The 21,500-nt window shown below is 64.1% G+C and carries 15 protein-coding genes; 8 read left to right on the forward strand and 7 right to left on the reverse strand.

From position 1 onward, the window contains the following. Nucleotide 1 precedes the first annotated feature (1 nt). The 3 genes from ubiB (at nucleotide 2) to AC1DB0_RS10200 (ending at nucleotide 3,193) form a co-directional block, all read left to right on the forward strand. On the forward strand, nucleotides 2–1,555 hold the full coding sequence (ubiB, locus tag AC1DB0_RS10190; RefSeq protein ID WP_054421288.1) for a ubiquinone biosynthesis regulatory protein kinase UbiB: 1,554 nt from the start codon (nucleotides 2–4) through the stop codon (nucleotides 1,553–1,555). Nucleotides 1,556–1,736: 181 nt separating this feature from the next. Continuing rightward, on the forward strand, nucleotides 1,737–2,615 hold the full coding sequence (locus AC1DB0_RS10195; protein ID WP_054421289.1) for a ferritin-like domain-containing protein: 879 nt from the start codon (nucleotides 1,737–1,739) through the stop codon (nucleotides 2,613–2,615). Between the two features lie 89 nt (nucleotides 2,616–2,704). After that, a complete protein-coding gene (locus tag AC1DB0_RS10200; protein WP_315139681.1) occupies nucleotides 2,705–3,193 on the forward strand; it encodes an adenylyltransferase/cytidyltransferase family protein in 489 nt (162 codons plus the stop codon). 7 nt (nucleotides 3,194–3,200) lie between these two features. On the opposite strand, the gene AC1DB0_RS10205 is transcribed toward AC1DB0_RS10200, so the two are convergent. The 6 genes from AC1DB0_RS10205 to AC1DB0_RS10230 form a co-directional block, all read right to left on the reverse strand. Then, nucleotides 3,201–4,532, reverse strand: a complete 1,332-nt coding sequence (locus AC1DB0_RS10205) for a TolC family outer membrane protein (RefSeq protein ID WP_054421291.1) — start codon at nucleotides 4,530–4,532, stop codon at nucleotides 3,201–3,203. An 81-nt stretch (nucleotides 4,533–4,613) separates the two neighbouring features. Then, complete coding sequence (locus AC1DB0_RS10210) at nucleotides 4,614–5,294, reverse strand: protein-L-isoaspartate O-methyltransferase family protein (protein WP_054421292.1); 681 nt, start codon at nucleotides 5,292–5,294, stop codon at nucleotides 4,614–4,616. Nucleotides 5,295–5,476: 182 nt separating this feature from the next. Continuing rightward, complete coding sequence (gene thiD / locus AC1DB0_RS10215; RefSeq protein WP_054421293.1) at nucleotides 5,477–6,319, reverse strand: bifunctional hydroxymethylpyrimidine kinase/phosphomethylpyrimidine kinase; 843 nt, start codon at nucleotides 6,317–6,319, stop codon at nucleotides 5,477–5,479. After that, the gene (locus AC1DB0_RS10220) at nucleotides 6,316–7,125 is read right to left on the reverse strand and encodes a thiazole synthase (protein WP_054421294.1); all 810 of its coding nucleotides are present in this window, start codon (nucleotides 7,123–7,125) and stop codon (nucleotides 6,316–6,318) included. Before AC1DB0_RS10220 ends, thiD begins: the two co-directional genes overlap by 4 nt. 268 nt (nucleotides 7,126–7,393) lie before the next feature. After that, nucleotides 7,394–8,362 (reverse strand): cobalamin-binding protein, encoded by a 969-nt coding sequence (locus tag AC1DB0_RS10225; RefSeq protein ID WP_476757442.1) that lies wholly within the window; start codon nucleotides 8,360–8,362, stop codon nucleotides 7,394–7,396. Nucleotides 8,363–8,414: 52 nt separating this feature from the next. Continuing rightward, nucleotides 8,415–10,460: a TonB-dependent receptor gene (locus tag AC1DB0_RS10230; protein ID WP_175170534.1), complete on the reverse strand. Its 2,046-nt coding sequence runs from the start codon at nucleotides 10,458–10,460 to the stop codon at nucleotides 8,415–8,417. Between the two features lie 455 nt (nucleotides 10,461–10,915). Between AC1DB0_RS10230 and metH the strand changes: the two genes are divergently transcribed. From metH to AC1DB0_RS10245, 3 genes are all read left to right on the forward strand, one after another. After that, nucleotides 10,916–14,689 carry a methionine synthase gene (metH, locus tag AC1DB0_RS10235; protein ID WP_175170533.1) on the forward strand — a complete coding sequence of 1,258 codons (3,774 nt, stop codon included), beginning with the start codon at nucleotides 10,916–10,918 and terminating at the stop codon, nucleotides 14,687–14,689. 386 nt (nucleotides 14,690–15,075) lie between these two features. Then, on the forward strand, nucleotides 15,076–15,516 hold the full coding sequence (locus AC1DB0_RS10240) for a cyanase (RefSeq protein WP_476757444.1): 441 nt from the start codon (nucleotides 15,076–15,078) through the stop codon (nucleotides 15,514–15,516). Nucleotides 15,517–15,635: 119 nt separating this feature from the next. Further along, nucleotides 15,636–17,975, forward strand: a complete 2,340-nt coding sequence (locus AC1DB0_RS10245; RefSeq protein WP_476757445.1) for a cyanase — start codon at nucleotides 15,636–15,638, stop codon at nucleotides 17,973–17,975. A 67-nt stretch (nucleotides 17,976–18,042) separates the two neighbouring features. Here the strand turns inward: AC1DB0_RS10245 and iaaH are convergent, their stop codons facing one another. After that, nucleotides 18,043–19,497 (reverse strand): indoleacetamide hydrolase, encoded by a 1,455-nt coding sequence (gene iaaH, locus AC1DB0_RS10250; RefSeq protein ID WP_476757446.1) that lies wholly within the window; start codon nucleotides 19,495–19,497, stop codon nucleotides 18,043–18,045. 186 nt (nucleotides 19,498–19,683) lie between these two features. Here iaaH and AC1DB0_RS10255 point away from each other — a divergent pair, with 186 nt between their 5' ends. Together AC1DB0_RS10255 and AC1DB0_RS10260 are read left to right on the forward strand one after the other, a co-directional pair. Beyond that, nucleotides 19,684–20,421 carry a FadR/GntR family transcriptional regulator gene (locus AC1DB0_RS10255; RefSeq protein WP_427947791.1) on the forward strand — a complete coding sequence of 246 codons (738 nt, stop codon included), beginning with the start codon at nucleotides 19,684–19,686 and terminating at the stop codon, nucleotides 20,419–20,421. 30 nt (nucleotides 20,422–20,451) lie between these two features. Further along, entirely contained in the window at nucleotides 20,452–21,489 is a 1,038-nt protein-coding gene (locus AC1DB0_RS10260; protein ID WP_054421298.1) for an L-idonate 5-dehydrogenase, read from the forward strand. Nucleotides 21,490–21,500 lie beyond the last annotated feature (11 nt).

Consider the following 21,500-nt stretch of genomic DNA (forward strand, 5'->3'; position numbering starts at 1 on the left):
CATGTTTCCCCTGCTGCGCCTGCTTCGCATCATCGTTGTTTCCCTGCGCTATGGCCTGGATGAGCTCGTGCTCTCCAGCCTGAACCATCCACTGGCGACCTGCCTGTTGCGCGTCATCCGCCTGGGCACGCGGCCGCGCCAGCCGCGCGGGCAGCGCCTGCGGATGGCCCTGGAATCGCTGGGCCCCATCTTCGTGAAGTTCGGGCAGGTGCTCTCCACCCGCCGCGACCTGATCCCCGCCGACATCGCCAACGAGCTCGCGCTGCTTCAAGACCGCGTGCCGCCGTTCCCGTCCGCGCAGGCCGCCGCCTGCATCGAGGCCGCGCTGGGTGCGCCGCCCGAAAAACTGTTCGCGCAGTTCGATGTGGACCCGGTGGCCTCGGCGTCCATCGCCCAGGTTCACTTCGCCGTGCTGCATGACGGCCGCGAAGTGGCCGTCAAGGTGCTGCGTCCGGGGATGCTGAGCATCATCGAAAAAGACTTGTCGCTCTTGAAGATCGTGGCGCGCATCATCGAGCGCTTGGGCGACGATGGCCGCCGCCTGAAGCCGCGCGAAGTCGTGGCCGAATTCGACAAATACCTGCACGACGAGCTGGATCTGGTGCGCGAAGCGTCCAATTGCAGCCAGCTGCGCCGCAACTTCGGCCCTGAATCGGGCCGGGGCGACATGCTGATCGTGCCCGAGGTCATCTGGGAATACACGGCGTCCACGGTGTTCACCATGCAGCGCATGTACGGCATGCCGGTGGGCCAGGTTGAACGCATGCGCGAAGCCGGCATCGACATCCCGACGCTGGCGCGCACGGGCGTCGAAATCTTCTTCACGCAGGTGTTCACCGACGGCTTCTTCCACGCCGACATGCACCCGGGCAACATCTACGTGTCGGATCGCCCTGGGACGCTTGGCAGCTATATCGCGCTGGACTTCGGCATCGTGGGTTCGCTGTCCGAGTTCGACAAAAATTACCTGGCGCAGAATTTCCTGGCCTTCTTCCACCGCGATTACCGGCGTGTGGCGCAACTGCACATCGAGTCAGGCTGGGTGCCCGCCGACACGCGCGAAGAAGAGCTTGAAGGCGCCGTGCGCGCCGTTTGCGAACCGTACTTTGACCGGCCGTTGTCCGAGATCTCGCTGGGGCAGGTGTTGCTCCGCCTGTTCCAGACCTCGCGCCGGTTCAATGTAGAGATCCAGCCGCAGCTGGTGCTGCTGCAAAAGACGTTGCTGAACGTCGAGGGGTTGGGCCGACAGCTCGATCCCAACCTGGATCTCTGGAAGACCGCCAAGCCCTATCTGGAACGTTGGATGCGCCAGCGTGTCGGACTCAAGGGCTTGCGGCAAAGCCTGGAAAAAGAAGCGGTGCAGTGGTCGCAAATGCTGCCCGCTTTGCCCAGGCTGGTCCATGACCACCTGAGCCGCCCGAACGTTTCGCCCGCCCTGCTGGCCGAAATGATTCACCTGCGGCGCGCCCAGGAACAGAACAACCGGCTGGTTGCAGCGCTGGTTGGGGTGTTGGCTCTTGCGATTGGGGTCGCAATATGGGCCTTGACCCGATAGGCGGCGCGATGATCTAGACGAACCTTGTCATGTTTCATTCATGAAACGGTCATCATAGCTTCGCGGGAGACGGCGAAAAATAGCGCTGCGGTGGATGAATGCAGCGTCACGCCGAAGAGACGCGCGCGCCATTCATTAATTTCTATCGCCCCACAAGCGGGACGAATACAAGGGCAGACCCATGCTTTATCCTGAACTCTTCAAGACCATGGAAGCCGTGCGCTGGAACATGGCGCATGACATCCCCTGGGGGGATTTCGATCGCAGCAAGCTCTCTGACGAGCAGGCTCAAACGATCAAGATGAACGCCATCACCGAATGGGCGGCTTTGCCGGCCACAGAAATGTTCCTGCGCGACAACCGCGGCGACAGCGATTTCTGCGCATTCATGTCGGTCTGGTTCTTCGAGGAACAAAAGCATTCGCTGGTGCTGATCGAGTATCTGCGCCGTTTCCGCCCTGATCTCGTGCCCACCGAAGAAGAGCTGCACAACGTGCGCTTTGAATTCGACGCGGCCCCCGAACTGGAAACGCTGATGCTGCACTTCTGCGGCGAAATCCGCCTGAACCACTGGTACCGCCGCGCCGCCGAATGGCACACGGAACCCGTCATCAAGGCCATCTACAAGACCGTGGCGCAGGACGAAGCCCGCCACGCCGGCGCCTACCTGCAATACATGCGCCGCGCGCTGCATGACCGTGGCCAGGACACCAGCGAGCAAGCTCGCCTGGCGTTCTCGAAGATTGGCGTGCTGATGGCCTCGGCCGGCCGCACGCAGCAGGCGCTGCACCCGACCAACCTGCACGTGAACAAGGACTTGTTCCCGAACGACACGGTGCAGTCGCGTCTGCCTGAGCCGGGCTGGCTGGAGCATTGGCTGGACACCCAGATCCGCTTTGACGGCATCTGGGAACAGAAGGTCGCCTCGCGCATTCTGCACATCTTGTCCAAGCTGATGGACCGCAGCTTCGAAACGGTGAAGGACCTGAACCGCTACCGCAAGGAAATGACGGCGCTGATCGTTCCCAAGGAAAAGAAGATCATCCTCGGCGGCGCCTGAGTTTCAGGCGCTATTGCCGACTATCGGGCTGCCGACGGGCCGGCAATCAGGCTGCCATCGGGCGGCGGACGGGCGGATATAATCGCCGCATGTCCGCCGCCCGTTTTGAATCCAAAGTCCTTTCCCGCGATGAATGCGTCGCCGCCGTCGCTGCTGGCCGCTTGCCGCGGCCGCTGGTGTTTACCAATGGCGTGTTCGATATCCTGCATCGCGGGCACGCGACGTATCTGGATCAAGCGGCGCAACTGGGCGCGACGCTGGTGGTGGCGGTGAACACCGACGAATCGGTGCGCCGCCTGGGCAAAGGCGCCGAGCGCCCGCTGAACCGCATGGAAGACCGCGCCGCACTGCTGGCCGCGCTGGGCTTTGTGACCGTCGTCACGTCATTCCACGAAGACACGCCCGAAGCGCTGATCGGCGAGCTCAAGCCCGATTTGATCGTCAAGGGTGGCGACTACGACATGGAAAAGCTGCCCGAGACCGCGCTGGTCAAAACCTGGGGCGGCCGCGCAGTGGCGATTCCATTTGAATTCGAACGGTCAACGACGGCGCTGGTGAAGAAGATTCAGGGCGCCTGACGGGCGTTCAACGCGGTTCCCGAAGCAAGCGGTTAATCGCTTCCAGATCCGTTTCCGCCAGAATCCCGCTGGTGGCTTTCAAACGCAGCCCTGACAGCACCGTGCTGTAGCGCGCCAGCGCCAGATCCCGCTGCGTGGCGTACAGCTGCTGCTGGGCGTTCAGCACGTCCAGGTTGATGCGCACGCCCACTTCGTAGCCGGTGCGGTTGGCTTCCACAGAGGCGCGGCTGGATTTTTCGCCGGCTTCCAATGCCTGGATGCGCGCCAGCCCGCTGGTGACGCCGGTGTAGTACTGGCGCGCGGCCTGAACGGCTTGGCGCCGCGCGGTTTCAAAATCGTAGCGGGCCTTCTGTTCCAGCTGCACTTTCTCGGTCACTTGCGACGACACGCCGCCACCCGAATACAGCGGAATCGACAGCACCACGCCTATCGTGTTGTCGATCGGCTTGCCCGGCGCGGCGTTACGCATGACGGCGTCGCTGGCGCTGCCGCTGGTGGCGCGCAGGTTCAGGCTGGGGTAGTGGCCGCTCTTGGCGATCTGGATTTCACGGCCCGCGATGCGGGTCAGCAGCTGCGCGCGCAGCACTTCCAGGCTGGAGGACTCGGCCTGGGTGCTCCAGTCATTCACGCGGGCGGGTTGGGGCGACGGCAGTTGCACGCCATACGGCAGTTCGGCCAGTGCGCCCGGCTGCGTGCCGATGATCTTGGCGAGCTCATCGCGGCGCACGTCCAGGTCATTCTGCAACCGCAATTCCTGCGCCACCACCAGGTCGTAGCGCGCCTGCGCCTCGAAGGTGTCGGTGACGGTGGAATTACCCAGCTCGAAATTGCGTTTGGCGGACTCCAGCTGCCCGGCAACGGCGGCCTTTTCGGCCTCGGTGGCGGTCAGCGTGTCTTGCGCGTAGAGCACGTTGAAGTAGGCGTCGGCCACGCGCAGCAGCAGGTCCTGGTAGGACTGCTGCAATTGCACTTCGACGTCGGCCACGATCAGCTTGGATTGCTCGTAGTTTTGCCAGCGGCCCCAATCGAACAGAGGCTGGGTCAGCGCCAGATCCCATACGCCGCGCCCGCCGCTGTAGGACACGCCCAGCCCACGGGTGCTGCGGGTTTCCTGGTAGGCGCCGCCGGCTTCGGCGGAAATCAGCGGCAGCAGCAGCGCGCGCGCTTGCGGCTCTTTTTCCAGGCCCGCGCGGTAGTTGGCGCGGGCGGCGGCGTAAGTCGGGTCATTGCCCAGGGCGGCTTGCCAGACCTGGATCAGGTTCTGCGCAAACGCGGGCGACGGGCCGACGCTTGCGGCGCAGGTAAAAACCAGTAAAGCCGTAAGCAATCGGACGCGCATGATTTTCAACGATACGCCGGACCACCCCGTTGATGCGCCACGCCCCGGCTGGGGGCAGGCGCGGGGCGGCAAGCTAGGGGTTTAGAACTTGAACTGGGATACCGTGGCGCCGCGCAGCGGCTTCACCACGGTTTCGAACAGGTTCACCGTTTCGAAACTGGCAGCGGTGGTGCGGGTGATGCGACAGGCCGTCATGACGGGGGCCTGGCCCACGATGACAACCAGGCGGCCGCCTACGCGCAGCTGGTACTTGAGCGCGTCGGGCACAACCGGCACCGAACCCGTCACCAGGATGGCGTCGTATTCGGTGGAGCCCCAGCCATTGCGGGCGTCGCCGGTTTCGACCTTGACGTTGGTGACGTTGTTCATTTGCAGGTTTTGCTGCGCGAACGTGACCAGGCGGCTGTCGATTTCGACCGAGGTCACTTGTTGGGCCAGATAGCCCAGCAGCGCAGCCTGATAGCCGGAGCCGGTGCCGATTTCCAGCACGCAGTCGGACTTGGTCAGTTGCAGTTCTTGCGCCAGGCGAGCTTCAACCTTGGGGGCCAGCATGGTCTGACGCGTATTGACCGCGTTGATTTCCAGCGGCAGTTCCAGGTCGGAAAACGCCAGGGCGCGCAGGGCCGGCGGAACAAATTGTTCGCGGCGCACATCGAACAGCGCTTGCAGCACGTTGGCGTCCAGGACGTCCCACGGGCGGATCTGCTGTTCCACCATATTGAAGCGGGCTTGTTCTACGTCGGGCAGGGTCGAAGCGTTCATGACGGTCAGGAAAAAACAGAGGAATCAGCCGGCCATTGTACCGATTCGTAGCGTCCTGTGACGGCGGCTCCATTCGGCAGATGTTTCAACGGCGGGAATCGGTCTGATTCGCGGGCCGGAAACGACAGCGGCGCTCCGTAGAGCGCCGCGTTTCACCCGCGTCTAGCCAGCGCAGCTGGCGTTCACCACCACGCGTGGAAGTGGTGGACGGGGCCGTGGCCGGACCCGACCGACAGCCGCTCGGCGTGGCGGATGGCTTCGGTCAGATAGGCCTTGGCGCGGCGCGCGGCCTCGGGTACGTCCCCGATTTGCGGCAGCAACGCGGCCAGCGCGGCCGACAGCGTGCAGCCCGTGCCGTGCGTGTTGACGGTCTCGATGCGGTGGCCGGGCAGTTCGATCATGCGGTCGCCGTCGTGCAGCAAGTCGATGGTCTCGTTGCCGGGCAGGTGGCCGCCCTTGACCAGTACCCAGCGTTCGCCCGAATGGGCCAGCTTGTTGCGCAGGCGCTCGGCCACGCGGCGCATTTCCTTGACGGTCTCAACCGGCCGCTCTTCCAGCAGCACGCCGGCTTCGGGCAGGTTCGGGGTCAACATCGTGCACTGCGGCAGCAGCGCTTCGCGCATCGCGCCCACGGCGTCGTTCTCCAGCAGCAGGTCGCCGCTTTTGGCGACCATGACCGGGTCCAGCACCACATGGGCCGGGGTCCACTTGGCCAGCTTTTCGGCCACGACTTCAATGACCGGATACTGGCCCAGCATGCCGATCTTGACGGCGTCGATGCGCACGTCGGCGAACAGGGTGTCGATTTGCAGGCCCACGAACGCGGGCGGCACGGCCGAGATGCCGGTGACGCCCTTCGTGTTCTGGGCGGTCAGCGCCGCGATGATGGCGCAGCCGTAGGCGCCCAGCGCGCTCATGGCCTTCACGTCGGCCAGGATGCCCGCGCCGCCGGACGGGTCGACGCCGGCGATGGTCAGCGCGTTGGGAATGGGACGGGCGCTGCCGTCCTGTTGGCGCGAACTCATTTCGCCGCGCCCGGGCCGCCGGTGATCAGCCCTTCGGTGGGCGAGCTGGGCGCGCCGCTGTACAGCTTCTTGGGCATGCGGCCGGCCAGGAAGGCTTCGCGGCCGGACTCCACGCCCTTCTTCATGGCGCTGGCCATCAGGATCGGGTCGCGCGCGGCGGCGATGGCGGTATTCATCAGCACGGCGTCGCAGCCCAGTTCCATGGCGATGGCCGCATCCGAGGCGGTGCCCACGCCCGCGTCCACCACGACCGGCACGCGGGCCTGGTCGATGATCAAACGCAGGTTCCACGGGTTCAGAATGCCCATGCCCGAGCCAATCAGCGATGCCAGCGGCATCACGGCCACGGCGCCCATGTCTTCCAGCATGCGGCACTGGATGGGGTCGTCGGTGCAATAGACCATGACCTTGAAACCTTCGTCGACCAGCGTCTTGGTGGCCTTCAGGGTTTCGGGCATGTTCGGGAACAGCGTGTGCGGGTCGCCCAGCACTTCCAGCTTGACGAGCTCATGGCCGTCGAGCAGCTCGCGCGCCAGGCGCAAGGTGCGGATCGCGTCGTCGGCGGTGTAGCAGCCGGCGGTGTTGGGCAGCAGCGTGAATTTGGACGGCGGGACGTAGTCCAGCAGGTTCGGTTCGCCCGCGTTCTGGCCGATGTTGGTGCGGCGGATGGCAACCGTGACGATCTCGGTGCCGCTGGCGTCCAGCGCCGCGCGGGTCTCTTCGAAGTCCTTGTACTTGCCGGTGCCGACGAGCAGGCGCGACGAATAGGCGCGCCCGGCGATGGTGAGGGTGTCTTGTGTGGTCATGGCGGTGTTCAAAGGGCGGGGGCGCAAGAGCGGAGCCCGCGGAGGCTGACTGATTTTGCTATGCGAATGATAAAGCACGATGCCCTGCGGCAGGCGCGGCCGGTGAAATGGGGCGTTCCACTATTTGCAGATCGCGTGCAAAGCGGGCGATGCGTCAGCGTAACCAGCCTATGCCAGCGAAGCATGGTTCGGTCAGCGCAACCGGTCAGAGTCAGCGAAGCATGCTTCGATCAGCGCAACCGGTCAGAGTCAGCCGAGCATGGTTCGATCAGCGCAACCGGTCCAGGTCGGCGCAGATTGCTTCTGCGGCGTCGATCAGGCGCGGACCGGGGCGGTACAGCGCGTCGGCGTCCACGCCGTACACATGGCCAGCGCGGGCGGCGGGCAGCCCCAGCGCCTGCCAGGCGGCCAGGTTCTTCGCGGTGTCTTCGGGCCGGCTGACGCCCGCCAGCACCGCTTCCGGCCTGGCGGCCAGCACATTTTCCAGCGTGACCTGCGGGGCGACGACAGGCGCCAGGCCAAAGACGTTGATGCCGCCGCACAGGCGCAACGCGTCGCTGACGATGCTGCTGTTGTTCAGGGTGTAGATGGGGTCCAGCCCGGCCTGCACGAAGACGCGCACGGGACGGCGGCCGGTGTAGCGCGCGCTCAAGGCAGCCAGCCGGTCGCGCAAGGATTGCGCCGCCGGCCGCGCGTGTTCCTCAGTGCCGAACAGCACACCCATGCGTTCGACGGCGTCAGGAATGGCGGCGAGCGTCAGCGGGTCGCTGTAGAAGACGGGCACGCCCAGCTTGTCCATGACGCGCACCAACGGCTCGGCGGCGGTGGGCTGCCAGGCGATCAGCAAGTCGGGGCGCACGCCGGCCACGCGCTCGGCGTCGGGCTGCATGCCGTCGCCGATAACGGGCAATTGGCGGGCGGCGGCGGGGTAGTCGCTGCCGCGTATGGTGGCGATGAGAAAGCGGCCTGCGCCGGCGGCGTAGACGAGTTCGGTCGCGTGGGGGGCCAGGGTGACGGCGCGGCGCGCGGGTGCGGCCAACAAGACCGTGTGGCCCTGGTCATCCCGGACTTGAATGTTCGGGTTCGGGTTCGGGTTCTGGCTCTGACTTGGCTGAACTTCCAGCGCCGCACGGTTGCCGTCCACAGCAGAAGCCGCCAGCACCGGGCCTGCCAGCAGCGCACCCAGGGCAATCAACAGCCCCGGGGCGATGCGTGGAAAGGCGCGTGAGTCAGTCATGCAGGGGCCGATACCGTCAGCGAAGAACGCCGACTATATCGGATGTCCGCGATCAATAGCGCAGCGTGAGCGACGCGTAGAAATTGCGGCCCGGCGCGGGGTACAGGTTGTAGTTGGCGACGGGGCCCAGCATTTCGAACGACGCGTTGCCGCCACGGATGCCGTAGGTGGCGTACTGGCGATCAAAGATGTTGTTCACGCCGATAGCGCCTTCGATGTTGCGCGTGAACTTGTACGCAACCTTCGTGTTGAACAGCACGTAGGCGTCCAGCTCCTTGTCGAACTGGTTGGCCTGGTCGTTGTCCATGCGCGACTTGCCCACATATTGCGCCGACACGTTCCACAGGAACGCATCGGTGGGGCGCCAGGTCACGCCGGCGTTGGCCAGCCACTTGGGCGCCAGCGGCACGGTCTTGCCGGCCAGGTCCACGCCTGCGTAGTTGCCCGAGCGGAATTGCGCTTCCATCCAGGTCAGGTTCGCATCCAGCGTGATGCTGCTGGAAAGGGCGGTGCGGCCTTCCAGTTCGATGCCTTGGCGGCGGGTCGGGTCCAGGTTGGTGTTGGCGCCGGTGCCCGGGCCCCACATGCCGTCGGCCAGCGGGTTGTACTGGATTTCGTTGGTCAGGTCATAGCGGAAGTACGACAGGCGGGCGCTGCTGGCGGCGCCTTGCCACGTCACGCCGATTTCTTTGTCGGTGGACGTTTGCGGGGCCAGCGGCTGTTGCACCGACAGCAGTTCGTCGGCATTGGGCAGACGGAAGCTGCGGCCAACCTTGCCGTACAGGCCAAAGCCGGCGGACAGGTCCTGGCGCACGCCCAACTGCCAGGCGGTCAGATGGTTGCTGCGGTCGGAGGCGGTGCCCGAACCGCTCAGCACGTCCAGGTCGTCCGACGCGTACTGGCGGCGCACGCCGGCGGTCACGTAGGTGCTGTCGGTGGCGCGGATCTGGCCTTCGGCAAACAGGCCGTACTGGTGCTGGCGCGACTGCCACTTCGACGGTTCGAAGTCGTAGTAGGCGTTCTGGTCAGCGGTGGTCTTGGATTCTTGCGCGTCGGCGCCGAAGACGATGCTGTGGCCGCCGTTGATCGGCAGGCGATAGCGCACGCTGGCGATGTTCTCTTCCAGCTTCTGGTCGCGCAGGGTGTCGCCAAAACCGTCATACGACAGGCCGTTCAGCTTCTTTTCGCGGGTCGACAGGTCGGCGTACAAGGTGCCAACGCCAATCGCCTGCTCGACTTGCAGGCCGAAGGTGGTGGTCGTGGTCTTGACGAAGTCGACGTCGTTCTTCGAACCGCGTGGGTCGTCCTGGAATTCGTTCACGCCGGTCGACGGGCTGATCAGGCGCGGGCCGGGCAGCTCCAGCTTTTGCGTCGTGGTACGGCCGTACAGGCGGATCGAGCCATCGCTGTGGCGCAGGGTGATGCCGCCGCCGCCACCTTCGCGGCGCTCGCCGCTGTGGTCGCGGTAGCCGTCGGAGTGCAGCGACTGCATGTAAGCGTCAACGCCAACCTTCTCGTTGTTCATCGCCACGGCGGCGTCGTACTGGCGCAGGCCGTAGCTGCCGAACGTGGCGGTGGCGCGGGCCGTGACCGGCTCCTTCGAGAAATCGGACTTGGTGATGATGTTGATCACGCCGCCGGTCGTGCCGCCGCCGTATTGAACGGAGCCGCTGCCGCGCACGATTTCAATGCGTTCCACCTGGTCCAGCGGCACCACGCCCAGGCTGGGGGCCGACAGGTCATTCGTGTTCTGCTTCACGCCATCGATCAAGATCAGCGTGTTGCTGGCGCCGGTGATGCCGAAGCCGCGCAGGTCGACGATCGCGTTGTCGCTCGAACTGCTGGTGTTGATCAGGTTGATGCCGGACTGGGTCGACAGCAGGTCCTGCATGGTGCGGGCGCTGCTGGCGGCGATGTCTTCGGCCGTGATCACCGAAATGGACACCGGCAGCGTGCGGCCGTCGGTCGGCACGCGCTGGGCGGTGACGGTGACCGTGTCGAGTTCGGGGGCGGGGGAGGCAGCTTGCTGGGCGGCGGCGATGGCCGGGGCGGAACAGAGCAGGGCGCCGGCGTAACGCCGGATGGAGCGGGCTTTCATCTACGTAACCTCGATGCGACCCGCGACCCCGCAGGTCATTCACGATGGGGAGGGCGCCCACGCGCCGCGGCGGGCCGGTTCAGGCCTGGCGGCATTGCATGGACTTCCTGGCGATCGAACTGGCCGGTATCGGGCTGCCATGGGCGCAAAGCGCGCATGGGGACCGTTGCGGGGGCAGCACAGGCTGGACGCCGGGACGTGTGCGGCCGCCTTGTGGGCGGCGCGGCAGCCCTGGCGGGCGTCTTCCTGTTTCCCGTTTACCTTTCGCACGCGGACAGGCAAGTGTTGTGTTCTTGCCAGCAAGATGCGCCGAAAGCACCGGTTCGGGGCCGAAACTGTATCACCCGAGGGCGCGAGACAGCCCGTTTTGTTACGATCAGGGCTTGTTTTTTCGGCGTTTTTCGCTTTTTAGCCACATCTACGCCGCCGTTGGCCACCTTTATCTGGACCTGCCCGTGTCGTATCCCCGTTTGCCGTACCCGCCCGAAGCCTATACCCAAGGCGGTGAATTCGCCCGCCTGCTGGGCAAGCGCATCCTGATTCTGGACGGCGCCATGGGCACCATGATCCAGCGCTACAAGCTGGGCGAGGCGGACTTCCGCGGCGAGCGTTTCGCCGGCCACGGCAAAGACGTCAAGGGCAACAACGAACTGTTGTCGCTGGTGCGCCCCGACGTCATCTCGGAAATCCACCGCCAGTATCTGGAAGCCGGTGCCGACGTCATCGAGACGAACACCTTTGGCGCCACCACCATCGCGCAGGGCGACTACGACCTGCCGGAACTGGCCTACGAACTGAACCTGGTGTCGGCGCAATTGGCGCGCGAAGCCTGTGACGCCTACAGCACGCCGGACAAGCCGCGCTTCGTGGCTGGCGCCCTGGGCCCGCAGCCCAAAACGGCATCGATCTCGCCCGACGTGAACGACCCGGGTGCGCGCAACGTCACGTTCGACGAATTGCGCGTGGCTTATATCGAGCAGTTGAACGGCCTTCTGGACGGCGGCATCGACATCGTCCTGATCGAAACCATCTTCGACACGCTGAACGCCAAGGCCGCCATCTTCGCCACCGAAGAAGTGTTCGAGACACGCGGCATCCGCCTGCCCGTCATGATCTCGGGCACCGTCACCGACGCGTCGGGCCGCATCCTGTCGGGCCAGACCGTGGAAGCCTTCTGGAACTCGGTGCGCCACGCGCGCCCGGTCACCATCGGCCTGAACTGCGCGCTGGGCGCGGCGCTGATGCGCCCCTACGTGGCCGAACTGTCCAAAATCTGTGACACCTACGTCTGCGTCTACCCCAACGCCGGCCTGCCCAACCCGATGGCCGAAACCGGCTTTGACGAAACGCCGGCCGACACGTCGGCGCTGCTTGAGGAATTCGCGCGCGCCGGGCTGGTGAACATGTCGGGCGGCTGTTGCGGCACCACGCCCGACCACATCCGCGCTATTGCGGACAAGGTCACGTCGCTGACGCCGCGCGTCGTGCCTGACATCCCGGTCAAGACCCGTCTGTCGGGCCTGGAACCGCTGAACATCGACGAAGACACGCTGTACGTCAACGTGGGCGAACGCACCAACGTGACGGGCAGCAAGATGTTCGCCCGCCTGATCCGCGAAGAAAAGTACGACGAAGCGCTGGCCGTGGCCCGCCAGCAGGTCGAGAACGGCGCGCAGATCATCGACATCAACATGGATGAAGCCATGCTGGATTCGGTGGCCTGCATGCACCGCTTCCTGAACCTGATTGCGTCCGAGCCCGACATCGCCCGCGTGCCGGTCATGATCGACAGCTCGAAGTGGGAAGTCATCGAAACCGGCCTGAAGTGCGTGCAGGGCAAGCCGGTGGTGAACTCCATTTCCATGAAGGAAGGGATCGAGCCGTTCCGCCATCACGCCCGCCTGTGCCGCCGCTACGGCGCGGCGGTGGTCGTCATGGCGTTTGATGAACTGGGTCAGGCCGATACGCTGGAACGCCGCAAGGAAATCTGCGGCCGCGCCTACAAGATTCTGGTCGAAGAAGAGGGCTTCCCGCCGGAAGACATCATCTTTGACCCGAACGTCTTCGCGGTCGCCACCGGCATCGACGAACACAACCACTACGCGGTGGACTTCATCGAAGGCACCCGCTGGATTCGCGACAACCTGCCCCACGCCCGCATTTCGGGCGGCGTGTCGAACGTCAGCTTCTCGTTCCGCGGCAACGAGCCCATGCGCGAAGCCATCCACACCGTGTTCCTGTATTACGCGGTCAAGGAAGGCATGACGATGGGCATCGTCAACGCCGGCCAGCTGGGCGTGTACGCCGACCTGGACCCCAAGCTGCGCGATCTGGTCGAAGACGTGGTGCTGGACCGCCCCAACCCCGTGGGCAAGACGGAAGCCGACGACGAACGCACGCCTACCGAACGCCTGGTGCAGTTTGCCGACAGCGTGAAGGGCTCCGGCGCCAAGCGCGAAGAAGACCTGACGTGGCGCAAGGCGGAAGTCGAGCAGCGCCTGTCGCACGCGCTGGTCCACGGCATCACGACGTTCATCGTCGAAGACACCGAAGAAGTCCGCCAGAAAATCTTCAACCGCGGCGGACGCCCCATTGAGGTCATCGAAGGCCCGCTGATGGACGGCATGAACGTCGTGGGCGACCTGTTCGGCGAAGGCAAGATGTTCCTGCCGCAGGTGGTGAAGTCGGCGCGCGTCATGAAGCAGGCCGTGGCCCACCTGATTCCCTTCATCGAAGAAGAAAAACGCCAGATCGCGGCGGCCGGCGGCGACGTGCGCGCCAAGGGCAAGATCGTCATCGCCACCGTCAAGGGCGACGTGCACGACATCGGCAAGAACATCGTGTCGGTGGTCTTGCAGTGCAATAACTTCGAAGTCGTGAACATGGGCGTGATGGTGCCCTGCGCGCAGATCCTGGAAAAGGCCAAGGAAGAAAACGCCGACATCGTCGGCTTGTCCGGCCTGATCACGCCCAGCCTGGAAGAGATGGCGTATGTGGCCAGCGAAATGCAGCGCGACGACTACTTCCGCAGCCGCAAGCTGCCGCTGATGATTGGCGGGGCCACCACCAGCCGCGTGCACACCGCCGTGAAGATCGCGCCGAATTACGACGGCCCGGTCATTTACGTGCCGGACGCGAGCCGCTCGGTGGGCGTCGCCACGAATCTGATGTCGGACCAATCCGAGACGTACCTGGCCGAACTGGCGCAGGAATACGAAGACGTGCGCCGCCGCCACGCCAACCGCAAGGCCACGCCCATCTTGCCGCTGGCGGACGCGCGCGCCTCGCGCCCCGTCATCGACTGGGACAACTACACGCCGCCGCGCCCGAAGTTCATCGGCCGCCGTACGTTCAAAAGCTATGACTTGGCCGAGATCGTCAAGTACGTGGACTGGGGCCCGTTCTTCCAGACGTGGAGCCTGTTCGGCCCGTTCCCCGCCATTCTTGATGACAAGGTCGTGGGCGAACAGGCGCGCAAGGTCTACGCCGACGGTCTGGCCATGATGAAGCGCATCGTCGAAGGCCGCTGGCTTACCGCCAACGGGGTCGTGGGCTTCTACCCGGCCAACAGCGTCAACGACGAAGACATCGAAATCTACAAGGACGAAACGCGCAGCGAAGTGCTGTTCACGTATCGCAACCTGCGCCAGCAGGGCGCCAAGCGCGAAGGCGTCAGCAACAAGTCCTTGGCGGACTTCATTGCGCCCAAGTCGTCTGGCAAGCTCGACTACATCGGCATGTTCGCCGTCACGGCGGGCATCGGCATCGAGAAAAAGGAAGCGGAATTCGAGAAGGCGCTGGATGACTATTCCAGCATCATGTTGAAGTCGCTGGCTGACCGCCTGGCCGAAGGTTTCGCCGAATGCCTGCACGCCCGCGTGCGCCAGGACTTGTGGGGCTATGTGCCCAACGAGGCGCTGACGAACGAAGACATGATTGCCGAAAAGTACGTGGGCATCCGCCCTGCGCCCGGCTACCCGGCCTGCCCCGAACACGTGGTCAAGACCGACATGTTCCGCGTGCTGGACGGCAGCGACATCGGCATGATGCTGACCGACAGCTACGCCATGTACCCGGCGTCCAGCGTGTCCGGCTTCTATTTCAGCCACCCGGACTCGCAATACTTCAACGTAGGCGTGATCGGCGAAGACCAGCTTGAAGACTACGCCAAGCGCAGCGGCCGCAGCATTGAAGACCTGAAACGGACGTTGGCGCCCAATTTGGGGTGACGCGGGCGGTGCATAGCCATCGTTTTTTTACATATCGTTTGGGGGCCAGTCCAAGCTAATTGGGCTGGCCCCCAATCATTTCGTGAGAAGTGATATAGGAATAATCAGAATAAATATCGCAAATTATGTATTCCGGTTAATAAGCAGAAGTGACGCGTAACATCGGTTTCAAGCTTGAATATTTGTTTAAATTCAAAGCTTTACGTTGCATGTTCGACCGATGGAAGTACGTCGCTGGCGCCCATTTTCCATTTCGACATCAATAATCCAAGCGCCTGTGTGTCCGAGTCAGTAAAGCTTCAAATTAGTCCTAGGCAGTAATCGGATGCTGTGCCGTTATCGGTCGTCATGTCTTTCAAAGTGTCTTTCAAGGCTAGGAGATAGATATGAAAGCTCGCGCTGCGATTGTCGAAAAGATTCTGACCGCAAAGCTGGAACAGGGGCTGAAGTGGCAGGCCATCACGACAGCATTGGGCCTGCCCCTGACCAAGGGAACGGCCGCTTGCCTGGGCCAGATGCCGTTGACGGAAGTCAACGTGAACAAGTTGGACGAGTTTCTCGGCCTGAACCTGAGCGCAATCGAAAAGGCCACACTGCAAGAAGCGCCTGATCGCGGTTCGCTGGAAGCCCTGATCCCCGCCGACCCCACCGTCTATCGCTTTTACGAATTTCTTCTGATCTACGGGAGCACGCTGAAACAGCTGATCTCGGATCAGTTCGGAGACGGCGTGATGTCCACCACCGATTTTGATCTGGTGGTGGACGCCAAGGGCGACCGGGTACACGTCGAAATGAGCGGCAAGTTCATGCCGTTCACGATGAAGTAAGCAGGAAGCTGCGGGGGCCATGGCGCATCCTGGCCCCCGCATCGTGGCTTGCCATGACACCGGCAGCCATCGCACTCCCTTGCCACAAGCACCTTCCGTCACTCACCAAGGAGGACGAGATGAGCGTCACTGTAATTCGTAATCTCGCGAAAGCCGCCGATGCGAAAACCATCGCTGATGTTGCCAAAGTCGGCCGGTATTTTCGCCATCCCGATTCGGCGCGGATCGTTTATCCCACCATCGTGCAGCAGCCAATCGGCACCTTGCCCGCTGGGCGCAATCTGCGCATCGGCATCGTCGGCGCAGGCGCGGCGGGCATTGCCGCGTTGAACGAGTTGTCTCGTCTGGTGAACGACAAAACCGGCACGGTCAACGTCACCTTGTATGAGTCGGACCCCGACAGCTTCCTGTTTGATCTGGCGCGCGGCCTCACCGTTCGCGGCAAGAAGGCGGGGCGGGTGCTGGCGGTGCAATCCGATGACAAGACGGTGTATGAAGTCGGCGCCATGCGCTTTCCGGAAAGCGCCGGCTTGACCTGGCAGTACGCCCAGCGTGTCTTTGGCCCCACCGCCCAGGTGCAGGTGTTTCCGAACCCGGGGAAGATCGCCACCGAGTTTGTCTTTGGCCATCAGGCGGACCGCTACAAGGGCGACTACTGGCAGGACCCTGCCTCGCCCACGCGCGCCGTCCGGGATCTGGTGTTGTCGCGGCTGGTGGGCGTCGGTGCGCCTGCGCTGATGCCGATTGGATCGCGCACGCCTGCGGAAGTCATCGGCGTGCTGACCAGCGAAACGAGCTCCGATGCCCTGTTGCAGGAGATCGACCGCGATTGGAAGCAGTTCATCGCCGATCACGACGGCACCACGCTGGAAGGCGCGGTGCGCGCCATCATCCGGGCAGATGGGGCGTCCCTGCCCGCATTGCCTGGATTGAGCCCGAGCGATACGGAAAACTATTACGTGGAGCTCTTCGCCCGATTCGGATTCGGCACCGGCGGATTCAAGTCGCTGTTCGGCATATCCATTGTTGAAATGATGCGGCTGATTCTTTGGGACTATTCCAACGAATACACCCTGCCCGTAAAAGAAAACGTCGACTTCATCCGGCAGCTGTACACGACCACGCTGGCCGCGGCGCCGTCTGGAAAGTTCAGCGTCACGCCCATCCAGGGCCGCGTGTCTGATGTCTTTCACCGCAATGATGCGGGCGCAAACTCTGCCGTCGTCACGTACTACGCGCCGGGCAGCGACAAACTGCAGGATCAGTCTTACGACTATGTGATTCTGTCGCTGCCGCACGAACAGCTGACTGGCCTGGTGACGCGCGCCGGCTATGCGTCCAAGCCCAGCGCCACTGTCACTTTCGGCGATCAGGCCTTGGGGCTGGAGGCGCGCGCTTTCACCAATGTGTTGCCGCCCTTGCTGCTCAGCACGACAAGCGACATTCCGAACGCGCGCGCCGCCAGCGCGGTCAGCATGTTGCGCATGGTGCGGTCGTCGAAGATCTTCGGCACGATCAGCAATGCCGAACTGGCTAACCTGCCCAAGCTGTCATTGCCTGACGGTACGTCGGAACCCATCAAGGCCGTCGTGTCGGACAGCGGGCTGGCCACCAGCTACATCGTGCCCAGCTCATTAAGCCCGGACTTCTCAAGCGTACTGGCCAGCTACACGTGGGACGACGACTCCACGCGCTTGCAACGCGACTTCGGCGCTTATCCGCAAAATCCGCCGACGGGTGCCGGGGTGCAAGACGCGAATGGCATGTTCACCCGGATGATCAACCGGGCTGACAAAGACATCAAGTTCCCCGGCGAAGGCGTCTACAAGCGCTGGTGGTTTGTGGATGTCCTGAAGAAGATCCAGGTCGACAACCGCTTCGTGTTCGACTGGACCACCAACGGCTCTGCTGGCGGCTTCAAGCTGGATTTGAGCGGCGACCATTACCAAAGCAATTTTTGCTTCCGCTATCACACGCACGCCCAGCACCCCGAGCTGGACAGCCGGTTCTTCATTGCGTCCGACAGCTTCAGCCATCTTGGCGGCTGGCTGGAAGGCGCGTTCATGAGCTCGGTCAACGCGGTGGCAGGACTGGTGCTTGCCGTGAACAACGGCAATGCCGCCAGTTTGAACAATGAAGCGGGCAAGGTGTTCACCACCTTGAATTCAGTGGTCTATACGCCGCCGACGCCACCGCCGGCAACGCGTGCAGCGGGTGGTGTGGTGTATGCCAACGACCCGCTCATTCACGCCTTCAAAGAGGTTTTCGCCGTCTACGGTCCAACCATGAAAATCTTGGTCAACGAGCAATTCGGCGATGGTGTGATGTCCAGCACCGACCTCGAATTCACGTTCGACAGGCAGCCCGCTCCAGATGGGGACCGCATCGCGATCGGACTGAGCGGCCGTTACGAGCCATTCGGGAAGGCTGTGGCCGCAAGCCCCCGCAAGCGGGGGTGAAAGCAGGCCGAGGCCAATACGCGCATGCGCGGGGCCTCGGCTTTTTTTGGCCGGTCCGGCCGTCGCTTCAAACGCGCGGCGGTGCAATGCGTCCCAGCACGCCTTCGATCATCACGCCAATTTCCAGCACCTTGCGGTCGGCGCCCGGCAGACCATCGATTTCCAATCCCACCGGCAAGCCTTCCGCGGACAACCCCGCCGGCACGCTCAAGCCGGGCAGGCCGGCGTTGCTGCCGGGGTCCACGTTGCGGGCCAGACGGCTGAAGCTCTCGAAGCTGCTGGCCTCGGGGGTGGCGGCCATCGGCAGGATCGGCAGCGTGGGAAACAACAGGCCGTCCAGGTTGTGCGCCTGAAACGCTCGCTGATAGACGTTGATCAGTTCGTCACGCTGTTCCGCGATGACGCGTTCGTAGAGCGGTTGCAGCGCCAAGACTTGACCGTCAGGGGTCGGCAGCACGCCCGGCACGATCAGGCCATCGAAGATGGCTTTGACGTCGGGGCTGGAGATTTGCGCCACCACCTCGTCAAAGCTCACGCCCACGTTGTAGCGTTGCAGATAGGCGGTCAGATCGGGCTTTTGCTCGTACAGGCACAGCGGCATGCCAACGGCGGCGTTGGCGGCGGGCAGGTCAGGCATGTCGATATCAATCAGCTGGACCCCCGCTTCGCGCAGCTTGGCCAGCGCGGCGTCCATGACGTCGCGCACCTGCGGTTCCAGATCCGTCCAGAAATAGCGGGCCAGCCCCAGGCGCACGTGCGCGGCTGGCAAGGCCCGCAACGGTTGCGCGTCGCCGGCAAGGATGCCGTCCAACAGCACGATGTCTTGCATGCTGTTGGCGATGGGGCCCGGGGTGTCGCGCGTGTGCGAGATAGGCGTGATGCCCGAGCCGTCGTAACGGCCCACCGACGGGCGGAAGCCGGCCGCGCCATTGACGGCGGCGGGCAGGCGCACCGACGCGCCCGTGTCCGTGCCCAGCGCGGCGGGCGTCAGGCGGGCGCCAACCGCCGCGCCGCTGCCCGATGACGAGCCGCCTGCAATGCGGTTGCTGTCGTAAGCGTTGCGCGTGCCGTCGCCCTGCGGGCCGGGAAACGCGGTGTTGTAGCCCGACACGCCAAACGCCAATTCGTGCATGTTGGTCTTGCCGATGATGATGGCGCCGGCGGCACGCAGGCGCTGCACGACGGGCGCATCCTGGGCGGGACGGAAATGCTTCAACGCGGGTGTGCCGGCCGTATTGGGCAGGCCAGCCACGTGGATGTTGTCTTTGATGGCGATGGGCACGCCGCCAAGCGGGGCGTACCCATCGCCGCCTTGGGCGCGCGCCGCATCGTAAGCGCGGGCCTGGGCCAGCGCGCCCGCGCGGTCCACGGTGATGAACGCGTTGAGGACTTGTTGGGCGTCGATGCGGTTCAGGCAGGCTTCGGTGAGCGCCACGCTGGTCAGCCGGCCATCGACAATCAGGGCCGCCGCTTCGGTGACGGTGAGATCCGTGGGCAATGTCTGTTCAGACGCTTCGGGCATGACACTTCCTTTTCGTGTGCTCTGGCAAAGGGGGACAGCCATCTATACAGGGTTTTTGTTGGGGCTGTCGAGCGTGGTGACCGCAAGTGACACGGGACAGGTCCGTCGCCCCTGATAGTGGTAAACCATGATGGTGAAAATTGGTGAACCAAATACGATTTGGTCTAACCAATTTAGGCCGTGACGATGCTGCAACTGCTTCCCCAACCTGTCGAACCTGCCGACGAACCCGCCGTGAAGACCGCGCCCGACCGCGCCTATGTCAGGCTGGCCGCGCAGATTCAGGCCCTGGTGACGCAAGGCGAATTCGCCGTTGGCGGGCGCTTGCCGGCCGAGCGGGCGTTGGCCGAACGCTTCGACGTCAGCCGCACCGCGCTGCGCGAAGCCATCATTGCGCTGGAGCTGCAAGGGGTGGTGGAAGTGCGCGGCGGGTCCGGCATCTATGTCTGCGAACCCAAGCCCGGCGTGGCCCGGTTGCCCGCGGCGCAGGAAGCGGGGGCTGGCCCGTTCGAACTGCTGCGGGCGCGTTCGCTGATTGAATCCGAGATCGCGGCGCTCGCCGCCACCACCCGCACCGATGCCGATCTTGACCGCATATTCGAAGCGCTGACGACGATGCGCGACCAGGTCACCGACAAATCCGCCAACGAAGCGGCCGACCGCCGGTTTCATCTGTATATCGCGCAGTCCACCGGCAACAGCGTGCTGCTGGCCACGGTGACGTCGATGTGGGATCAGGCGCGTGGACCCATCTGGGACAAGATCGAACAGCATTTCCATACACAGGCATTGCGGCAGGCGTCGCAGGAAGACCATCAGCGCATTTTCAGCGCGCTGGTGGCGGGCGACGCCCACGCCGCCAGGCAGGCGATGCGCGCTCACCTTGAGCGCGTGATCGGCGAATTCGCGCAGGGGTGGCGATAGCGCGGCAACACCTAACGGGGGCTGGCAAGCATGTTGAATTGCGCAATTCATGGCGCGGACGATCTGCGCCTGGACGAACAGACGCCCGAGCCCTTGGGGCCGGCACAGGTGCGGGTGGGCATCAAGGCGGTGGGCATCTGCGGGTCTGACCTGCATTACTACCGCCACGGCCGCGTGGGCGACTTCGTCATCCGTGAACCGCTGACACCCGGCCACGAAGCGTCCGGGCGAGTGCTGGAAGTGGGTTCGGAAGTGACGGCCGTCAAACCCGGCGACCGCGTGGCGCTGGACCCCGCGCGCACCTGTGGCGTGTGCCGCTATTGCCGCCAGGGCGATTCCAATCACTGCGAGGCCGTGCATTTCTTCGGCAGCGCCAGCCGCTATCCCCACATGCAGGGCGCGATGCGCGAACAGGTGGTGGTGCAGGAAAAGCAGTGCCTTCCCGTGCCGGACAGTTTGTCTTTCGAGCTGGCCGCATTCGGCGAACCGCTGGCCGTGGCGCTGCACGCAGTGCGCAGCGCGGGAAGCTTGCTCGGCAAGTCGGTCATGGTGGTGGGCGCGGGGCCAATCGGCGCATTGATCCTGATGGCGGCGCGCCTGGCCGGCGCAAGCCAGGTGACGGTAGTGGACATCGTGGACGAAACGCTCGCCACCTGCACGCGCGTGGGCGCCACGCGCACGATCAACGTAGCGGCAGACCCCGCCGCCATCGAAGCGCTGGCGGCGGGCAAGGGCTCAATTGACGTGTGCTTCGAAGCGTCGGGCCATTACGCCGGGCTGGCCAACGCCATCCGCGTGACGCGTCCGCGCGGCGTCATCGTCACCGTGGGCACCTTGAGCGGCAGCAGCGACGGGTGTCCGTTCAACCAGATCATGGTGAAGAGTTTGTCCGTCATCGGCAGCTTCCGTTTTGTCGATGAATACGCGTGGGCTGTGGATTATCTAAGCCGCGGTCTGCTGGACGTATCGCCCTTGTTGACGGCCGCCGTGCCGGTGGCGAACGTGCATGACGCGTTTGCGCTTGCGGCCGACCGCCATCAGGCCATGAAAGTGATGGTGACGTTCTGAACCACGGAAAC

This window comes from Achromobacter sp. 10T422, from assembly GCF_056394065.1.